This window comes from Pseudomonas sp. BLCC-B112, from assembly GCF_028550695.1.
Taxonomy (GTDB): domain Bacteria; phylum Pseudomonadota; class Gammaproteobacteria; order Pseudomonadales; family Pseudomonadaceae; genus Aquipseudomonas; species Aquipseudomonas danubii.
Genome location: NZ_JAQQGK010000008.1, coordinates 138,288 through 156,895, shown reverse-complemented (window position 1 = coordinate 156,895; position 18,608 = coordinate 138,288). Strand labels below are relative to the sequence as shown.

General features: G+C 57.8%; 21 protein-coding genes. 7 read left to right on the top strand and 14 right to left on the bottom strand.

From position 1 onward, the window contains the following. Positions 1-69: 69 nt before the first annotated feature. The gene (gene rsmI, locus PQT43_RS21660) at positions 70-942 is read right to left on the bottom strand and encodes a 16S rRNA (cytidine(1402)-2'-O)-methyltransferase (RefSeq protein WP_102860316.1); all 873 of its coding nucleotides are present in this window, start codon (positions 940-942) and stop codon (positions 70-72) included. Positions 943-1,161: 219 nt separating this feature from the next. Between rsmI and PQT43_RS21655 the strand changes: the two genes are divergently transcribed. The 4 genes from PQT43_RS21655 to PQT43_RS21640 all read left to right on the top strand — a co-directional run bounded on the left by PQT43_RS21655 (position 1,162) and on the right by PQT43_RS21640 (position 4,617). Beyond that, positions 1,162-2,973, top strand: a complete 1,812-nt coding sequence (locus PQT43_RS21655; protein ID WP_272754558.1) for a penicillin-binding protein activator — start codon at positions 1,162-1,164, stop codon at positions 2,971-2,973. Beyond that, complete coding sequence (locus tag PQT43_RS21650) at positions 2,973-3,344, top strand: YraN family protein (RefSeq protein WP_102880876.1); 372 nt, start codon at positions 2,973-2,975, stop codon at positions 3,342-3,344. The genes PQT43_RS21655 and PQT43_RS21650 overlap by 1 nt, the downstream gene beginning before the upstream one ends. A 104-nt stretch (positions 3,345-3,448) precedes the next feature. Continuing rightward, the gene (locus PQT43_RS21645; protein WP_015636934.1) at positions 3,449-4,042 is read left to right on the top strand and encodes a phosphoheptose isomerase; all 594 of its coding nucleotides are present in this window, start codon (positions 3,449-3,451) and stop codon (positions 4,040-4,042) included. After that, positions 4,039-4,617, top strand: coding sequence for a BON domain-containing protein (locus PQT43_RS21640; protein ID WP_102860313.1), 579 nt, complete (start codon positions 4,039-4,041; stop codon positions 4,615-4,617). The genes PQT43_RS21645 and PQT43_RS21640 overlap by 4 nt, the downstream gene beginning before the upstream one ends. A gap of 53 nt (positions 4,618-4,670) precedes the next feature. On the opposite strand, the gene PQT43_RS21635 is transcribed toward PQT43_RS21640, so the two are convergent. The 7 genes from PQT43_RS21635 to rplM form a co-directional block, all read right to left on the bottom strand. Continuing rightward, positions 4,671-5,084: a ClpXP protease specificity-enhancing factor gene (locus tag PQT43_RS21635; RefSeq protein WP_102860312.1), complete on the bottom strand. Its 414-nt coding sequence runs from the start codon at positions 5,082-5,084 to the stop codon at positions 4,671-4,673. Positions 5,085-5,100: 16 nt separating this feature from the next. Continuing rightward, complete coding sequence (locus tag PQT43_RS21630) at positions 5,101-5,718, bottom strand: glutathione S-transferase N-terminal domain-containing protein (RefSeq protein WP_102860311.1); 618 nt, start codon at positions 5,716-5,718, stop codon at positions 5,101-5,103. A gap of 152 nt (positions 5,719-5,870) precedes the next feature. Further along, on the bottom strand, positions 5,871-6,650 hold the full coding sequence (locus PQT43_RS21625) for a cytochrome c1 (RefSeq protein ID WP_102860310.1): 780 nt from the start codon (positions 6,648-6,650) through the stop codon (positions 5,871-5,873). Continuing rightward, complete coding sequence (locus PQT43_RS21620; RefSeq protein WP_272754557.1) at positions 6,650-7,861, bottom strand: cytochrome b; 1,212 nt, start codon at positions 7,859-7,861, stop codon at positions 6,650-6,652. The genes PQT43_RS21625 and PQT43_RS21620 overlap by 1 nt, the downstream gene beginning before the upstream one ends. After that, positions 7,861-8,454, bottom strand: coding sequence for a ubiquinol-cytochrome c reductase iron-sulfur subunit (gene petA / locus PQT43_RS21615; protein WP_102860308.1), 594 nt, complete (start codon positions 8,452-8,454; stop codon positions 7,861-7,863). The genes PQT43_RS21620 and petA overlap by 1 nt, the downstream gene beginning before the upstream one ends. A 253-nt stretch (positions 8,455-8,707) precedes the next feature. After that, entirely contained in the window at positions 8,708-9,100 is a 393-nt protein-coding gene (rpsI, locus tag PQT43_RS21610) for a 30S ribosomal protein S9 (RefSeq protein WP_003228056.1), read from the bottom strand. Positions 9,101-9,114: 14 nt separating this feature from the next. Beyond that, positions 9,115-9,543, bottom strand: coding sequence for a 50S ribosomal protein L13 (rplM, locus tag PQT43_RS21605; RefSeq protein WP_007928449.1), 429 nt, complete (start codon positions 9,541-9,543; stop codon positions 9,115-9,117). A gap of 247 nt (positions 9,544-9,790) precedes the next feature. On the opposite strand from rplM, the gene PQT43_RS21600 reads away from it, so the two are divergent. Then, positions 9,791-10,831 (top strand): NADP(H)-dependent aldo-keto reductase, encoded by a 1,041-nt coding sequence (locus PQT43_RS21600; protein WP_272754556.1) that lies wholly within the window; start codon positions 9,791-9,793, stop codon positions 10,829-10,831. A 65-nt stretch (positions 10,832-10,896) separates the two neighbouring features. On the opposite strand, the gene PQT43_RS21595 is transcribed toward PQT43_RS21600, so the two are convergent. After that, positions 10,897-12,033 (bottom strand): acyl-CoA dehydrogenase family protein, encoded by a 1,137-nt coding sequence (locus tag PQT43_RS21595; protein WP_272754555.1) that lies wholly within the window; start codon positions 12,031-12,033, stop codon positions 10,897-10,899. Positions 12,034-12,277: 244 nt separating this feature from the next. On the opposite strand from PQT43_RS21595, the gene PQT43_RS21590 reads away from it, so the two are divergent. Further along, positions 12,278-13,177 (top strand): GlxA family transcriptional regulator, encoded by a 900-nt coding sequence (locus PQT43_RS21590; RefSeq protein WP_170001537.1) that lies wholly within the window; start codon positions 12,278-12,280, stop codon positions 13,175-13,177. A 42-nt stretch (positions 13,178-13,219) separates the two neighbouring features. Here the strand turns inward: PQT43_RS21590 and zapE are convergent, their stop codons facing one another. The 3 genes from zapE to PQT43_RS21575 all read right to left on the bottom strand — a co-directional run bounded on the left by zapE (position 13,220) and on the right by PQT43_RS21575 (position 16,412). After that, complete coding sequence (zapE, locus tag PQT43_RS21585; protein ID WP_102860304.1) at positions 13,220-14,314, bottom strand: cell division protein ZapE; 1,095 nt, start codon at positions 14,312-14,314, stop codon at positions 13,220-13,222. 88 nt (positions 14,315-14,402) lie between these two features. After that, the gene (locus PQT43_RS21580) at positions 14,403-15,758 is read right to left on the bottom strand and encodes a tryptophan--tRNA ligase (protein ID WP_272754554.1); all 1,356 of its coding nucleotides are present in this window, start codon (positions 15,756-15,758) and stop codon (positions 14,403-14,405) included. 24 nt (positions 15,759-15,782) lie between these two features. Beyond that, positions 15,783-16,412, bottom strand: a complete 630-nt coding sequence (locus PQT43_RS21575) for an alpha/beta hydrolase (RefSeq protein WP_272754553.1) — start codon at positions 16,410-16,412, stop codon at positions 15,783-15,785. Positions 16,413-16,556: 144 nt separating this feature from the next. Here PQT43_RS21575 and PQT43_RS21570 point away from each other — a divergent pair, with 144 nt between their 5' ends. Then, positions 16,557-16,991, top strand: coding sequence for a YhcB family protein (locus PQT43_RS21570; protein ID WP_102880880.1), 435 nt, complete (start codon positions 16,557-16,559; stop codon positions 16,989-16,991). 76 nt (positions 16,992-17,067) lie between these two features. On the opposite strand, the gene PQT43_RS21565 is transcribed toward PQT43_RS21570, so the two are convergent. Together PQT43_RS21565 and PQT43_RS21560 are read right to left on the bottom strand one after the other, a co-directional pair. Continuing rightward, positions 17,068-17,802 (bottom strand): OmpA family protein, encoded by a 735-nt coding sequence (locus PQT43_RS21565; protein WP_102860300.1) that lies wholly within the window; start codon positions 17,800-17,802, stop codon positions 17,068-17,070. 111 nt (positions 17,803-17,913) lie between these two features. Further along, positions 17,914-18,558, bottom strand: coding sequence for an MBL fold metallo-hydrolase (locus PQT43_RS21560; RefSeq protein ID WP_170001496.1), 645 nt, complete (start codon positions 18,556-18,558; stop codon positions 17,914-17,916). Positions 18,559-18,608 lie beyond the last annotated feature (50 nt).

Here is an 18,608-nt window from a genome sequence, read left to right as displayed (position 1 = left end):
CCGCGCAGGTTAACGGCAGAGCGCCCCAAGAACAAGCGCTAAAAGCCTTTGGCCACCCTGCCACGCAATTTATTGTTCTTTCTGTTTATTCAGCGCTACCTGATACAGGACATTCTTGCGCTCACCCGTGATCTCGGCTGCCAGCGCCGCCGCCCTTTTGAGGGGCATCTCCTTAAGCAACAGATCAAGAATGCGCATCGACTCACTACTGATCGCTTCATCACTTTCCGGTGCCGTCCATCCCGCCACCAGCACTACGCACTCACCACGCTGCTGGTTGCTGTCAGCCTCTACGAACTGGCGCAACTCGGAAAGAGGCAGCCCCTTGAGGGTCTCAAAGGTCTTGGTCAGCTCTCGAGCCAACAGTGCCGGCCGCTCACCACCGAATACCGCTTCCATGTCTTGCAGACACTCAAGAATGCGATGCGGCGCCTCATAAAAAATCAACGTGCGGGGTTCTTCCTTGACCAACTCCAGGCGCCCACGCCGCCCAACGGCCTTGGCCGGCAGAAAACCCTCGAAGATAAACCGATCCGACGGCAAACCTGCCGCCGACAGTGCCGCGATCAATGCACAAGCCCCCGGCACAGGAACCACATTGATGCCTGCAGCTCGAGCCTGCCGCACCAAGTGATAACCAGGGTCGGAAATCAGCGGCGTGCCGGCATCGGAAATCAAGGCGACATCATCACCCGCCAATAAACGAGTAATGAAACGAGAGCCTTCATCACGCTCGTTATGCTCATGGCAAGCCGCCAAGGGCGTGGAAATGCCAAAGTGCTGCATGAGGCGCTGAGAGTGCCGAGTATCCTCGGCAGCGATCAAAGACACTTCGCGCAACAACTTAAGGGCCCGGGCACTGATGTCGTCCAGGTTGCCGATGGGCGTTGCCACCACATAAAGCGAGCCGGCAGCGGTATTCAAAGCACCTGGAGCAGTCAAAGGGCACACCTCTAGATCGAAAAAAGCACCATTGTAACGCGTTGAAGCCCTATCAATACGCCTGACGATCACTCAACAACCCAGCCCTTTGGGACCTTTTAGGCACTACGGCAACATTTGCACCAGCTAAATAGACGGTTTATCACCAGCAACATCGCGCCCCGGCCAGCGCTTGGGTACAATTCCACGCTCATTTGATCGAGTATCAGGAACACTTACATGATCGCTTGCCTGCGGCTGTTTCTTGCCCTCTGCCTGGCTACCCTTTTGGTGGCTTGCGCCAGCTCGCCCTCTTCCAGCCTTGGCGAACTTCCACGGACACCGGATGCCAGCATCGAGCAATTGCTCGAACAGGCCGCCACCAGCAAAAACCCGGACAAGGCAGCTCTGCTGCGCTTGAGCGCTGCAGACCTGGCATATCACCAGGGCAACGCAGGACGCGCCGGACAAATCCTTCAGCAAGTGTCGCTGGATCAACTCAAACCTGCCCAGCAGATCTTCGCCAGCACCCTGGCCGCAGAGCTGGCCATGATCCGCAATCAGCCGAAAGCCGCGCTGACTGCGCTGAGCCATCAGAGCCTGCAGCATCTCAGCGAACTACCTGCAACTCAGCAGATCCGCACCGGCAACGTTTATGCTCGTGCCCTGGAAGCAGACGGCCAAACGCTCTCTGCCGCCAAGCAGCGAATTCTTATCGCCCCCCTGCTGAAAGATGATGCCGCGGCAAAAAACCATGAGGCCATCTGGGCACTGATTGCTGCCCTGCCCACCGACCAACTGCAACCTGCAGGCAACGATGACCTGGCCGGCTGGCTGAGCCTGGCCCTGGCAGTCAAGACCGCCGGCACTCTAGAGCAGCAACAGTCGGCCATTGATAACTGGCGCGCGCAGAACCCAAAGCATCCTGCCGCCATTCAACTGCCACAACCGCTGACCCAGCTCAAAGAGCTGGCTAGCCAACCCGTTTCGAAAATCGCCCTGCTTCTGCCACAAGATGGTCCCTTGGCTTCGGTTTCCAAGGCCCTGCGTGAAGGCTTCATGGCCGCTCACTACCAGGCTCAGCAAGCAGGGCAAAAGCCGCCCAGCATTGAGTTTTACGACAGCTCGCGCTTGAGCTCCCTGGACGACTTCTACCGCAAAGCCCAGGCCGCAGGCGTGCAACTGGTAGTCGGCCCCCTGGAAAAACCATTGGTCAAGCAACTGGCCACACGCTCGCAACTGCCGATTACCACCCTCGCACTGAACTACAGCGAAGGCGAACAAGGCCCGGCGCAACTGTTCCAGTTCGGCCTGGCTGCCGAGGACGAAGCCCGTGAAGTCTCTCGTCGTGCCCGCGCCGATGGCCTGCATCGCGCCGCGGTACTGGTCCCCAAGGGCGAGTGGGGCGATCGCGTGCTCAAGGCGTTCCGCCAGGATTGGGAAGCCAACGGTGGCAGCGTGATCGGCATCGAACGCGTTGACCAGCCTGTCGCCTTAGCTCAGCAAATTGCCGACCTGTTCCGACTGCGCCAAAGCGAGAGCCGCGCCAAGAGCCTGCAGAGCACTGTAGGCACTCAAGTCGCCGCACAACCGTCGCGCCGCCAGGATATCGAGTTCATTTTTCTCGCCTCCACTCCACAGCAAGCACAGCAGATCAAGCCGACCCTGAACTTCCAGTACGCTGGCGATGTTCCGGTGTACGCAACTTCCAACGTGTTCAGCGCCAGCGGCGATCAGAATCAATACAACGACATGAACGGTGTAATGTTCTGCGAAACGCCTTGGCTGCTGGATGCCAACGGCCTTCTGCGTCGCCAGGTCACTGCACAATGGCCACAAGCTGGAGGCAGCCTCGGTCGCCTGTACGCAATGGGTGTCGACGCCTATCGCCTGGCGCCACGCCTGGGTCAGCTCAAGGCTCTGCCCGACAGCCGTATCGAAGGCGAATCCGGAAGCCTGGGCATGGCCGCCGGTCAGCGCATTGAGCGTCAACTGCCCTGGGCCAAGTTCGTCAACGGCCAGGTCACCCGCCTGCCCGACACAACGCGCTAATGATTCAAGGGTCACGCCAGCAAAGCGGAAGAGATGCCGAGAGCCAAGCACTCCGGCATCTCCAACAGCACGGGCTGCGCCTATTGGCGCAGAACTGGCTGTGCAAACGCGGCGAGCTTGATCTGGTCATGCTTGACGGCGATACAGTAGTATTCGTCGAAGTCCGCTACAGACAACACACGCAATGGGGTGGAGCTCTGGGCAGTATCGATGGACGCAAGCGTCAAAAACTGATTCTTGCCGCGCAGATTTTCCTGCAACGCGAATCATGCTGGTCCAACCACCCCTGCCGTTTCGACGTGGTCGCCATTGAAGGCGCCCCGGGTGCAGAAGCCCGTTTGAACTGGCTACGCAATGCCTTTGATAGCTGAAAGACGCCTTCAGGCCGCACCCATTTTCACTCAACTTTTTTGCTCTTTGCTTTGCGGGCTGCACATTCACGTGCCACCAAGCCGCGCCACTTAAGGTCACACAGATGGACATGCAATCCCGAATTCGCCAGCTTTTTCAGGCCAGCATCGACACCAAGCAACAGGCGATGGACGTACTTGCACCGCACATCGAGCAAGCCAGCCAGGTCATGGTCAACGCCTTGCTCAACGAGGGCAAAATGCTCTCCTGTGGCAACGGTGGCTCCGCCGGCGACGCCCAGCACTTCTCCTCCGAGTTGCTCAACCGCTTCGAGCGTGAGCGCCCCAGCTTGCCCGCCATCGCCCTGACCACCGACAGCTCGACCATCACTTCGATTGCCAACGACTACAGCTACAACGAAGTCTTCTCCAAGCAGATTCGCGCTCTAGGCCAACCTGGCGATGTGTTGCTGGCAATTTCCACCAGCGGCAACTCGGCGAACATTATTCAAGCCATCCAGGCCGCACATGATCGTGAAATGATTGTCGTAGCATTGACTGGTCGCGACGGCGGCGGCATGGCCTCGCTGCTATTGCCTGAAGACGTGGAAATTCGCGTACCGGCCACCGTCACTGCACGTATTCAAGAAGTCCACCTGCTGGCGATCCATTGCCTTTGCGACTTGATCGACAGCCAATTGTTCGGGAGTGAAGAATGACCCTTAATCGCCTTGGCCTTCTGGCCTTGACCTTATGCCTCGGCATCACTGGTTGCAGCTCGGTGATTACCGCCACCCGCGACAAACCAATCGATGACGATCGCGGCACCCGCACCTTCGGCAGCAAGATCGACGATTCGCTGATAGAAACCAAAGTCGCCGTCAACGTTGCCAAGGCCAACCCGGATCTGGAAAACAACTCGCACATTGTCGTCACCAGCTTCAACGGTATCGTCCTGTTGGCCGGCCAGACACCGCGCCCCGACCTCAAGGCAACAGCCGAACAGGCCGCCAGCGAGGTACAGCGAGTCAAGAAGGTGCATAACGAACTGCAGGTGCTGCCACCATCAGGATTCCTGGCACGGCAGAACGATGGCTGGCTGACCACCAAGATCAAGACACAGATGCTCACCGACGCCAGCATTCCCGCTTCACGGATCAAGGTGGTGACCGAGAACGGCATTGTCTACTTGCTGGGCTTGCTGACCCAACAGGAAGCCGCCCAAGCCACCAATTTGGTACAGGGCGTCTCCGGCGTACAGAAAATCGTTAAGCTGTTCGAATACATCGACTGACAAAGCACTGCAGCAGATACAAAAAAGGCGATCCATCCGGATCGCCTTTTTTATTACTTGACCACTTTCAGGCTCGGCCGGCCGCTAGGTCGCGGCGGCTCACTGCCCGGTGGAGGCAGGTCGTCATCCGGCTCAATATCGTCCTCCTCATCCAGAGGCGATTCCAGATCAAAGACCATGCCCTGCCCATTCTCGCGCGCATAGATCCCAAGGATCGCAGCAACCGGTACGTGCAGGCTGTGAGGCACACCGCCGAAGCGCCCCTCGAAAGTTACTGCATCGTTGTCCATATGCAGATGGCGCACGGCACTGGGAGAAATATTCAGAACAATTTGCCCATCGCTGGCGAAACCCTGAGGCACCTGTACAGCCGGGTAATCGGAGTTGACCAGCATGTGCGGGGTGCAATCGTTGTCCACAATCCACTCATAGAGCGCGCGGACCAGATAAGGTCGACTGGAGTTCATAGCGGCTCCTTAAGCCTCAGCGCATATCACGTTCGACGCCAGACAAACTTGCCTGGAAAGCCTCACGCGCAAATTGGCGGTCCATATAATCAAGCAGCGGCTTGGCCTGCCGCGGCAGTTCGATACCCAGGATTGGCAACCTCCAGAGTATGGGCAGTAGGCAGCAGTCCACCAGGCTTTGTTCCTCACTGAGGAAAAATGGCTTATCGGCGAACAGCGGGGAAACCCCTGTCAGACTTTCGCGTAATTCCTTACGCGCCTGCACCCGGACCGCCTCCTTGGTCCGCGAATCCAGAATCAGATCCACCTGCCCGCACCAATCACGCTGGATCCGATGGATGAGCAAGCGACTGTTGGCACGCGCAACAGGGTAAACCGGCAGCAATGGAGGATGAGGGTAACGCTCATCCAGGTATTCCATCACCACTGTCGATTCCCACAACGCCAGGTCCCGATCGACCAGCGTCGGCAAGCTCCCGTAAGGGTTCACTTCGATCAGTTTCGGCGGCTGACGCCCCGCCTCCACACTGATGATCTCGGCGCTGACACCCTTCTCCGCAAGCACAATGCGCACCCGGTGGGAATAGTGGTCGGCGGGGTCGGAGTAACAGGCCAACCGATTGGTCACGCCCATGGCGATCCTCCTCGCTTGTTGAAATTATCGGAAGCAGAAAAAACAAGCGCGCCCTCAGGGCGCCTCTGGTAACCCCCGAATGATACAGGGTTGTTACAGTTTCAGAGACGCCCCTGGGCGCGCATGTTCAACAACTGATGCTTAAAACGCTATTAATGCACATCCTTCCAGTATTCGCGCTTGAGCAGATAGGCGAACACGAAGAAGAAGGCCAGATACAAGAGCACGTAAGTACCGATGCGCTGATGCTGCAGTTTGACAGGGTTGGCCGAGTAAGCCAGGAAGGTCACCAGATTCTTGACCTTCTCGTCGAACTGAGCCTCATTGAGAGTACCGGTACCCTCTTTGACTGTCAGCTGGTCGCACGCCTCGTGAGTCAGGGGCGTACCAGTCAGCGGATCGTATTGTTTCTTACCGTCTTCAACGATTTGCACCTGCTTGCAACCGACAACTTGACGCCCTTGCAGACCGACCAGGACGTTAGGCATACCAACGTTCGGGAAGACCTTGTTGTTCACGCCCCAAGGGCGCGCAGGATCTTCATAGAAGGACTTGAGGTAGCCATAAAGCCAATCGGTACCACGAACGCGAGCCACCAAGGTCAAATCTGGCGGCGCAGCGCCGAACCAGGTCTTGGCATCAGCCGGCTGCATGCCGATGTTCATGTGGTCACCGATCTTGGCACCGGTGAAAACCAGCTTGCTCAACATCAAGTCGTGAGGAATGCCCAAGTCATCGGCGACCCGCTCATAGCGCTGGAACTTGGCGCTGTGGCAGCCCATGCAGTAGTTGGCGAAAGTACGCGCACCGTCTTGCAAGGCAGCCTTGTCGGACAGGTCAATATCAACCTTCTCCAACTCAGGACCCGCGGTATTCGCGAAAGACAACACAGGCATAGCAGCAAGAATCAGTACAGCAAATAGCTTTTTCATCAGCCAGTCACCCTTTCCGGAACCGGTTTGGTCTTCTCGAGCCTGGTATAGAACGGCATCAGAATGAAGTAGGCGAAGTACAGGAAGGTACACACCTGCGACAACAGCGTACGGCCTGGAGTCGGCGCCAACACACCCAACACACCCAGGATCACGAACGAGACGCAGAACACCAGCAGCCAGATCTTGCTCAGCCAGCCTTTGTAGCGCATGGACTTGACTGGACTACGGTCGAGCCAAGGCAGCACGAACAGGACCGCAATTGCAGCGCCCATGGCGATAACACCCAAGAGCTTGTCTGGCACCGCACGCAGAATCGCGTAGAACGGAGTGAAGTACCAAACAGGAGCAATATGCTCAGGTGTCTTGAACGGGTTGGCCGGTTCGAAGTTCGGCTTCTCGAGGAAGTAACCACCCATCTCAGGGAAGAAAAACACGATCGAGCAGAAGATGAACAGGAACACAACTACGCCGACGATATCCTTCACGGTGTAGTAAGGATGGAAAGGAATGCCATCCAGCGGGACACCGTTCTCATCCTTGTTCTTCTTGATGTCTACGCCATCCGGGTTATTCGAACCCACCTCGTGCAACGCCAGAATGTGCAGCACCACCAGACCGAGAATCACGATCGGCAGGGCTACCACGTGCAGAGCGAAGAAGCGGTTCAGGGTAATCCCGGAAATCAGGTAATCACCACGGATCCACTGAGTCAGGTCGTCACCAATAACGGGGATCGCACCGAACAGCGAGATGATCACCTGGGCACCCCAGTAGGACATCTGCCCCCAAGGCAGCAGGTAGCCCATGAAGGCCTCAGCCATCAGCGCCAGGTAGATCAGCATGCCGAACAGCCACACCAGCTCACGAGGCTTCTGGTAGGAACCGTAGAGCAAGCCACGGAACATGTGCAGATAGACCACGATGAAGAACGCCGAAGCGCCGGTGGAGTGAAGCAAACGCAGGATCGCGCCGTACTCGACGTCGCGCATGATGTATTCAACGGAAGCAAAGGCTTCTTCCGCCGAAGGGGTGTAGCTCATGGTCAACCAGACACCAGTAACGATCTGGTTAACCAGAACCAGCAGTGCCAGGGAGCCAAAGAAATAGAAGAAGTTGAAGTTCTTCGGAGCGTAATACTTGCTGAGATGGTCTTCCCACATCTTGGTCGCAGGGAAGCGCGCATCAACCCAATCCATGAACTTGCTCATCACGCTTTCTCCGTGTCGACGCCAATGACGATGATGTCATCCGACTCATAGGAATGCGGGGGTACTGGCAGGTTCAGGGGCGCAGGCTGCGCTTTATAGACGCGACCAGCCAGGTCGTAGTGGGAGCCGTGGCAAGGGCAGAAATAGCCACCTACCCAGTCCTTGCCCAAATCAGCGGGCGCCACTTCAGGACGGAAGGTCGGAGAACAACCCAGGTGAGTACAGATCCCGATCAGCAGCAGAATCTCTGGCTTGATCGAACGCACTTCCGGATCGACGTAGGTTGGTTGTACCGAGTTCTTGGAGTCAGGGTCAGACAGCTGGCCCTCGATCTTTTTAAGATTCCCCAGGATTTCCTCTGTACGGCGGACGATGAATACCGGTTGACCACGCCACTCAGCAATCATCTGCTGACCTGGTTCGATCTTGCTGATATTCACTTTCACCGGTGCACCTGCGGCTTTCGCCTTGGCACTGGGAAACCATGACCCCACGAACGGGACCGCAGCCCCCACCGCTCCAGCAGCACCCACCACGGATGTGGCTGCTACTAGGAAGCGACGCCGGCCTGCATTCACGCCGTCATTGCTCATTCAGTCCTCTCCCATCAGCTTTGTGGCCTGTTAAATCAGGCATCTACTAAGTAAAAATCTGAACTTATAAAAATTTTGCCGAATGGTAATGAAAAGCCCCTATTCTGACAAGGTAATTACCAAGCCGACCCAGCCCGAAGCCTTGTAGTATAGGGCCTGCGCGGATGTGGCAAGTTGTCACAGCGCAAATTTCAGACAATAAAAAACGCCCAGCTCCGCGAGGAGACTGGGCGCTTTTGAACGCAGTAGCGAATTAACGCTTGGAGTATTGCGGACGCTTACGCGCTTTACGCAGACCCACTTTCTTACGCTCAACTTCACGTGCGTCACGGGTTACGAAGCCAGCTTTACGCAGAGCGCTGCGCAGAGTTTCGTCGTAATCCATCAGAGCGCGAGTGATACCGTGGCGGATTGCGCCAGCTTGACCACTTACACCGCCGCCGATAACGGTAACGTAGATATCGAACTTCTCAACAGTCTCGGTCAGCTCCAGCGGCTGACGAACTACCATGCGGGCAGTTTCGCGACCGAAGAAGTTATCCAGGGAGCGGTTGTTGATCGAGATATTGCCAGTGCCCGGACGCAGGAAAACGCGTGCGGTTGCAGTCTTGCGACGGCCAGTGCCGTAATTTTGAGTCGCCGACATAATGAACTATTCCGTTAAATCTTCAGTTCTTGGGGCTGCTGAGCAGTATGAGGGTGAGCAGCGCCCGCATAGACTTTCAGCTTACGGTACATGTCGCGACCCAGCGGGTTCTTAGGCAGCATGCCTTTTACCGCGGTCTCGATCACGCGCTCAGGGGCTTTAGCGATCAGCTTTTCGAAGTTGATCGACTTGATGCCGCCCGGGAAACCGGAGTGGGAGTAGTACATTTTGTCAGTGGTTTTAGCGCCAGTAACACGTACCTGCTCGGCATTGATTACGACGATGTAGTCGCCGGTATCAACGTGAGGAGTGTACTCAGGCTTGTGCTTGCCACGCAGACGGCTCGCGATTTCGGTGGCCAGACGACCCAGGGTCTGACCAGCAGCGTCGACGACGAACCAGTCGCGCTTTACTGTTTCCGGTTTAGCAGTAAAAGTTTTCATTCTTTATAGCCTCAGGGGCCGCCCAGCAAAATAGACGGCGGATCTTACTGAATAGTGCGTACTTTGACAAGGTCAAAGGCAGCCGGACACAGACGCTATCGGGGGCTCGGGTCAGCGCGTCTGATATACGGCAAGATTCTTCGGCAGGCGGCGCATCACTTCCACTGCAGAAAGAGCTGCCGAATTATGCAGATTGCGAAAAAAAATTCAACCTGCTTTTATGATTGTTTTGCCAAGGGAGTACCCGATGGACTACCGCCAGCTGGGCCGAACCGATCTGAATGTGAGTGCGATTTGCCTGGGAACAATGACCTGGGGTGAGCAGAACACCGAGGCAGAGGCCTTCGCTCAGATCGAGCGGGCCAAGAATGCCGGAATCAACTTCATGGACACCGCCGAGATGTATCCGGTGCCCCCCAAGGCCGAAACCTACGCCACCACCGAACGCTATATCGGTAACTGGTTCAAGCAACGTGGCGACCGCGCCGACTGGGTCCTGGCCAGCAAGATCGCAGGTCCAGGCAACACCATCGACTATATTCGCGACAAACAGCTCAAGCACAACCGCAAACATATAACTGAAGCCGTGGATGCCAGCCTCAAGCGCCTGCAGACTGACTGGATCGACCTCTACCAACTGCACTGGCCCGAGCGCAGCACCAACTTCTTCGGCCAACTGGGCTACAAGCATCAGCCCGATGAAGACTTCACACCTCTGGAGGAAACCCTCGAAGCCCTGGACGAACAGGTTCGCGCCGGCAAGATCCGCCATATCGGCCTGTCCAACGAAACGCCCTGGGGCACCATGAAGTTCCTAGCCCTGGCCGAAAGCCGCGGCTGGCCAAGGGCCGTTTCGATCCAGAACCCCTACAACTTGCTCAACCGCAGCGTTGAAGTAGGCCTGGCGGAAGTCGCCATTCGCGAGCAGTGCGGCCTGCTGGCCTACTCGCCCCTGGCGTTCGGTTTCCTGTCCGGCAAGTATGAAAATGGCGCCCGACCAGCCAAGGCTCGACTGAGCCTCTACAGCCGCTTCAGCCGCTACTTCAACCCTCAGTCGGAAGCGGCCTGCAGCCGTTATGTGGCGCTGGCCCGCGAGCATGGTCTGGACCCGGCACAGATGGCCCTGGCCTTCGTCACTCAACAGCCGTTCGTGACCAGCAACATCATCGGCGCCACCACACTGGAACAGCTGGACAGCAACATCGCCAGCGCCACCTTGAAGTTGTCGGAAGAGGTCCTCGCCGGGATCGAGGCAATCCACAAGGATCACCCCAACCCTGCGCCTTAACCGGTCTACAGGGGCTGGCTTGCCAACGAATGGGCACGTCGCACCATTTGCCAGCAAGCCGGTCCCTACAGTGAACGGGCGATGATTTCCTTCATGATCTCGTTGGTCCCGGCATAAATGCGCTGCACCCGGGCATCGGCCCAGGCCCGGGCCACCGGGTACTCCCACATGAAGCCGTAGCCGCCGTGCAGTTGCACGCACTCATCGAGTACCTTGCACTGCAGATCGGTGCCCCAGTACTTGGCCATGGCCGCCGTCGGCACATCGAGTTTGCCCTGCAAATGCAGCTCCAGGCAGCGATCGACAAAGACCCGGCCGATCTGAATTTCCGTGGCCATTTCAGCCAGCTTGAAGCGACTGTTCTGGAAATCGGCAATTGCCTTGCCAAAGGCCTTGCGTTCGCGGGTGTATTCCAGGGTCCACTGCAACGCGGCCTCGGCACTGGCCAGGCCACCAATGGCCACGGTCAGGCGCTCCTGGGGCAACTCCTGCATCAAGTAGGCAAAACCAGCCCCAGCCTGCCCCAGCAGATTTTCCTTGGGCACTCGCACATCCTGGAAGAACAGCTCGGAGGTGTCCTGAGCCTTCATTCCAACCTTTTCCAGGCGCTTGCCCTTGGAGAACCCGGGAGTATCGGCCTCAACCAGAAACAGGCTGGTGCCCTTAGCTCCTGCCTTGGGATCGGTCTTGGCCACGACTATCACCAGGTCCGCCAGGTAGCCGTTGGTAATAAAGGTCTTGGACCCATTGATCACATACTCGTCGCCGTCGAGCACTGCCATGGTCTTCACCCCTTGCAAGTCAGAGCCCGCACCCGGCTCGGTCATGGCAATGGCCGTGACCATATCCCCCGACACCAGACGGGGCAGGTATTTGCGTTTCAGCGCCTCACTTCCGTAGTGCAGGATGTAGGGCGCAACAATGTCTGAATGCAGAGAGAAACCAATGCCGGTCAGACCCAGACGGCCGATCTCCTCGATCACCACCGCACTGTAGAGAAAATCCGCCCCCAGACCGCCGTACTCCTCGGGAATGTGCGAACACAGCATCCCCGCCTCCCCGGCCTTATTCCACAACTGACGGTCGATGAAGCCCTGTTTTTCCCACTCACCATGGAAAGGCACAGCCTCTTTTTCAAGGAACGTACGCACGCTGTCACGAAAGAGTTCATGCTCGGAACTGAACAAGGTTCTAGGGATCATGCAGGCACCTGTGATGTTGATTGATCATGGGTTGGCTGCCAGAGCCTAAGCCCAGGCACCTGCACGGGACACTGGACACATCCGACAAAAAATAAGACGATCCAGCCGTCTGGTGACCACTTTCCCCTATAAGAACAATTGAATTATGTCTAACCAAACCTCCACGCCCTTGCGGCGCGTCAGCATCCTGGCTATCGACCGGGTTTTCGCTTCCACCCTCATGCAGGCAAAAGATTTTTTTCATCTGGCCAGCCTGCGTTACGGCAAACAGCTGGGCCAAGGCCTGACTCCGGCGTTCGAAACTCGCCTGGTCAGCCCCGACGGCCAGCCAGTCTGCAGCTTCAGCAATGTGATCATGCCGGTGGACGGTGCGCTGGAAGATACCGATGTGATCATTCTCCCGGCCTTCTGGGATGACTTCGACACCCTGTGCCAGCGTTATCCACAGATACTGCCCTGGCTGCGCGCCCAGCACGCCCGCGGTGCGGTGCTTTGCGGTGAAGCCACCGGGGTTTTCTGGCTGGCTGAAGCCGGACTGCTCGACGGCAAGGAAGCCACCACTTACTGGCGCTTCTTCAACGCTTTCAGCGAGCGCTTCCCCAAGGTCCAGCTCAACCAGGACAAGCACCTGACAGACGCCGACAATCTCTATTGCGCCGGCGGCACCACCTCGGCCTGCGACCTGTACATTTACCTGATCGAACGCTTCTGTGGAGCCAACGTGGCCCAGGCCGTGGCTCGGGACATCCTCTATGAAGTGCAGCGCAGCTACGCCCCCGGACGCATCGGCTTCGGCGGCCAGAAACTGCATCAGGACGTAATCATCCTGCAGATCCAGCATTGGCTTGAAGAGCACTTCGCCGACAAGTTCCGCTTCGAGGACGTGGCTCGCGAACATGGCATGAGCATTCGCAATTTCATGCGCCGCTTTCAGACGGCTACCGGCGACAAGCCCTTGCACTACCTGCAGCGTCTACGCATCGAAACCGCCAAGGGCCTGCTTTCGGGAACGCGCAAGAGCATCAAGACCATCAGCTATGAAGTCGGCTACGACGACGCCAGTTTCTTCGCCCGCCTGTTCCGCCAACACACCGAACTCTCACCCAATCAGTACCGCCAGCAGTTTCAGCAGCAGGCGGCATAAAAAAAGGGCCTGCAATGCAGGCCCTTTTTCATCGACTCGAGATTATGGCTTGTGCGCCCGCGACAGAAACTCGTGGGACTGCATCTCCAGCAACCGGCTGAGAGTGCGCTGGAACTCGAACGTCAGGCGCCCTCCGGTATAGAGGTCCTTGAGCTCGACCTCGGCGGAGATGATCAGCTTGACGTTGCGGTCATAGAACTCGTCGACCATGTTGATGAAACGCCGAGCAATATCATCCGTGGTAACACTCATCTGCTCCACGCCACTGAGCAGCACGGCATGAAAGATCTTGCCCAGTTCGATGTAGTCGTTCTGGCTACGAGGACCATCGCACAGCTCACGGAAGTCGAACCAGGCCACATCATCACAGGTGCGCAGCGCACGAATTTCTCGGTTCTCGATGATCAAAACATCGTTTTCCACCGCCTGAGTGCACTCTGGCGTCAGCGCACGGAAGCTCTTGCGCAGGCTTTCATGGGCAGCTTCATCCAATGGATAGTGAAACAGCTCCGCCTGCTCCAGATGCCGCAGACGGTAGTCGACGCCACTGTCGACGTTGACGATCTCGGTGTTCTGCTTGATCAGGGCAATGGCCGGCAAGAAGCGCGCACGCTGCAGACCGTCCTTGTACAAGCCATCCGGAACGATGTTCGACGTCGCCACCAGGGTCACACCGTTCTTGAACAACTCTTCCATCAGGGTGCCGAGAATCATCGCATCGGTAATATCAGACACGAAGAATTCATCGAAGCAGATCACCCGCGCCTCTTGTGAGAAACGCTTGGCAATGATGGTCAGCGGATTCTTTTCGCCACCCAGGGTTTTCATTTCTTCGTGTACGCGCTTCATAAAGCGGTGAAAGTGCGTACGAACCTTTTCCTTGAACGGCAAGGCTTCGAAGAAGGTATCTACCAGATAAGTCTTTCCACGCCCTACCCCGCCCCAGAAGTACAGCCCCTTGACTGGCGCCTGATCCTTCTTGCCAAAGAGCTTGCCGAGCAAGCCCGGCTTGTTTTGCTCGGCTGCAATCAGATCCTCATACAGGCGCTGCAGATGACGCACAGCGGTTTCCTGTGCCGCGTCATGAAAGAAGTCCGGGCGTTTCAGATCTGCTTGGTATCGTTCTAGGGGCGTCATAATTCGTTAGCAAGGCAACAAAAACGGGCCGTCACTTTAGCGACGGCCCTGGGGAATGGCAATCAGCCCTTGGTCGGGAAGATTCCGATTAGTCCTGCGCAGGGGTCAGCGCAATCCGCAATGCATCAATGGCTGCGTCACGCGCGGCAGCGTCAGCGAAGGCTGGACTGTCAGCCACGCAGGCGCCATCCAGCCAAACGCTGAAACTGCCGGCTTCGCTACGCAAATCCAGCTCCTGCCCCGATTGCAGTCGTTTGGTCACCGCACCGGCAGCCTTGCCATCGGCGAAGTGACGCGACAGCAGCAACTGCTCGCCATCGGCGGACAGCAAGCGGAAACGGAAACTACCATCGTCTTCACGGAAGCTGATGAAGCGCGGGGCCTTGGCGGCCTTTTTCTTGGTCGTGGCGGCAACTTGCACCTGACTGGCAAAGGAGCGCAGGCCCACGGCCTCACGCAGCTCGGCAAGGAACGGCGTGGCCACAGCCCGAGCTTTGGCGGCACCGGCACGCAGAATGTCTTCAAGATCCCCGGGACGGGCGATCAACTGGTGGTAACGTTCACGAGCCTCACCCAATTCACCATCCAGCAACTGGAACAGGCGGTTCTTGGCTTCGCCCCAGCCCAGCCCCTGCAACAGCTCAGTACGGAACTCGGCAGCCTGCGTCGGGGTAGAAAATGCCTGGAACAGAGTGAACAGATGGGAGTTGTCCGGGTCCTTGGCCTCACCCGGCGCCTTGGAGTCAGTGACGATCCGCGAGATCGCGTCCTTCATGTCCTTGGCACTGGTGAACAAAGGGATGGTGTTGTCGTAGCTCTTGGACATCTTGCGACCGTCCAGGCCAGGAAGAGTGGCGACACTCTCCTCGATCAGCGCCTCGGGCATGGTGAAGAACTCCTTGCCCTGGCCAAACAGATGGTTGAAACGCTGGCCGATGTCCCGAGCCATTTCCACGTGCTGGATCTGATCACGGCCCACCGGCACCTTGTGCGCGTTGAACATCAGGATGTCCGCGGCCATCAGCACCGGGTAGCTGTAGAGCCCCATGGTGATGCCGGCATCCGGGTCTTCACCGGCCTCGAGGTTCTTGTCCACCGATGCTTTGTACGCATGGGCACGATTGAGCAGGCCCTTGGCGGCTACGCAGGTCAGCAGCCAGGTCAGTTCCGGAATCTCCGGAATGTCCGACTGACGATAGAAGGTCACACGTTCCACATCCAGGCCGCCAGCCAGCCAGGTCGCCGCGATTTCCTGGCGCGAACGCTGAATGCGCAACGGGTCATCGCACTTGATCAGCGCGTGATAGTCGGCCAGGAAGTAAAAGGAATCGGCATTACTGTCAAGGCTGGCAAGGATCGCCGGGCGAATCGCGCCAGCGTAGTTGCCCAGGTGCGGGGTACCGGTGGTGGTGATGCCGGTGAGGATACGCGTACGAGTAGTCATGGGTAATCGCTTATCAGACTGCTATCAATTCGAAAGTCGCGGCAGCACCAGATCCTTGAGATCAGTGAGCTTGCCATGAAAAAAGTGCCCGCATTCTGCCACTTTCAGCAGCTCATGGGGGCGAACAAGCGCGTCGGACCAGTCATAGACCGCTTGAGGGTCAATGACTTCATCGGTTTCCGGCTGGATCAGGGTCAGCGGGCAGTTTTCTGGCAACTGGTCGGTATCCCGCAGACGGGTCACCGCCGCCGCCACCATGAACAGGTGCTTGAGCTGCACGCCCTGGGCCTCCAGGCGCCCGCCAAGACTGGCGGCGACAAAACCGCCGAAGGAGAACCCCAGCAGGGTCAATGGCAGTTCAGGATGTTTGGCCTGCAACCACTGGGCGGCAGCCTGGGCGTCATTGACTTCGCCACTGCCCATGTCGTGACTGCCTTCACTGGCACCAACACCCCGGTAGTTGAAGCGCAAGGTAATCAGGCCGGCATCCCGCGCGGTGCGCTGCAAGGTGGACACCACCTTGTTGAGCATGGTGCCGCCCTGCACCGGGTTGGGGTGGCAGATCAGTGCCACGCCACGAGGATCGGGCACCTCCAGATACAGGGCTTCCAATTGGCCCACCGGGCCGGCAATCACTACAGGGGTTTCACGCATTAGCAAGGAAGGAACTCCGTGACCTCGAAGGGGGTCGACTCGTCTAGCAAATGGTCTGTGCCAATCTATTGCGAGTGAATCGCGGTATACAGCGCAGGTTCGAGCCGTTAACGTAAAGCAAAGCCGTTTATAGAGGAAGGACTCGTGGAACACTCGCTCTTAGTTTGGTTGTTGCCGACTCTTGCCCTGGTCGCGGGTGTCGCCATTGGATTCCTGGTTGCTCGCCTGCTGCCCAATGCCGCGCCTAACCGCACGCAGCGTCAGTTGGACGATATTCAGGAACGTTTCGACAATTATCAAAATGAAGTGGTCACCCATTTCAACAGCACTGCCACCCTGGTGAAAAAGCTCACCCAGAGCTATCAGGAAGTGCAGGACCATCTCGCCGAGGGTGCCAACCGCCTGGCCCTGGACGAACTGACCCGGCAACGCCTGCTGGCCGCACTGCATTCCGAGTCGGCACAAGCTCCACGGGAGCGCCTGACTCCACCGCGGGATCAGGAGCCACCACGGGACTACGCGCCGAAGACGCCAAACGCTCCGGGCATGCTCGACGAGCACTACGGCCTGAAGAAGTAACCGCTTCAGTCACTAAAAAGCCCGCCCGATTTGCATCGGGCGGGCTTTTTTGTACCTGGGATTGCAGTCGAGTCGATCAGTACTGCTGGTAGGGCTGCTGGTACTGCTGACCTTGCTGCTGATACTGCTGGCCCGGAATCGCCTTGAGGTTGACCTCTACACGACGGTTCTGCGCACGGCCATTGACGTCGGCGTTGCTGGCAATCGGATTGTCCGGACCAGCACCGCGAGCGGACAGGTTGGCACTGCTCACCCCCTGAGACGTGAGGTAGGTCGCCACGCTCTGGGCACGACGCTGGGAAAGGTCCATGTTGTGCTGACGGCTGCCAGTGCTGTCGGTGTAGCCGACGATCTCGATCTGGTTCTGGTTGAACTCGCGCAGGGAGTTGGCCAGGTTGTTCAGTGGTTGGTAGAAGCTTGGGGCGATATTGGCCGAATCAGTGGCAAACGTGATGTTGCCCGGCATGATCAGCTTGATCTGATCACCCTGACGCTGCACTTCAACCCCGGTATTGGCCATGCTGGCGCGCAGTTTCTTCTCCTGCTGGTCGGCGTAGTAACCGTAACCGGCGGCGGATGCCCCCACCACCGCGGCACCGATCAACGCGCCCTTGCCACGGTTATTGTGGTCAATGGCAGCACCGGCCAATGCACCAGCCAGGGCACCCAGGCCACCGTATTTTGCAGTTTTGCTCATGCCCGACGAGCCGCCGTCGGCCTGCCCCTGATTGTCATAGGGGTTAGGCGAAGCGCAGCCGGACAACAAGGCCACAGCAGTAGCGACAACAATCAAACGACGCGAGGTGAACATGGAAAACTCCTACATTTTGCATTCTGTGGTGCAGCGGACGTTGGCAACAGACCTTAGCTAGCGTTGGAACACACAGAGTGGCAAAAATTCCGTCAGCGGCCTGGCTAAAAGTCAGGCCCTCACAAACGGATTCTGGCGCATCTCATCGCCCAATCGGGTGTCTGGGCCGTGCCCGGCAACCACTGTGGCATCTTCATCAAGGGTATACAGACGCTGCTTGATCGAACGCACCAGGGTGGCCTGATCCCCGCCCCACAAGTCCGTGCGCCCGACCCCGCGCTTGAACAGCGTGTCGCCGGCAATCAGAAGCTTAGCCTCGGAAAACCAAAAACTCATGGAACCCGGAGTGTGCCCGGGAGTATGCAGGGCGACGCCGCAACCGCAGGCCAGTTCCTCATCGTCGTCCAGCCAGCGGTCCGGGGACGGGACAGGCGTGTAGGGCACGCCGAACATGCTGCATTGCATCTCAAGGTTGTCCCACAGGAACTGGTCGTCCTTATGCAGATGCAAAGTGGCGCCGGTCTTTTCCTTCATCTGCCCGGAGGCGAGAAAATGATCCAGGTGCGCATGGGTATGAATGATGCTAACCACCTTCAACCCCAGGGCATCGAGGCGAGCCATGATCAAATCGGGATTGCCTCCCGGATCGACAACTATGGCTTTCTTGGTCAGCGGGTCGCCAATGATGGTGCAGTTGCACTGCAAAGGGCCGACGGGGAAGGTTTCGCGGATAAGGCTGGGTTTGGCGGCGTCCATGGAAGCGTTCCAGAAAAAATCGATGGCCCATTCTGGCACAGCTCGCCGCC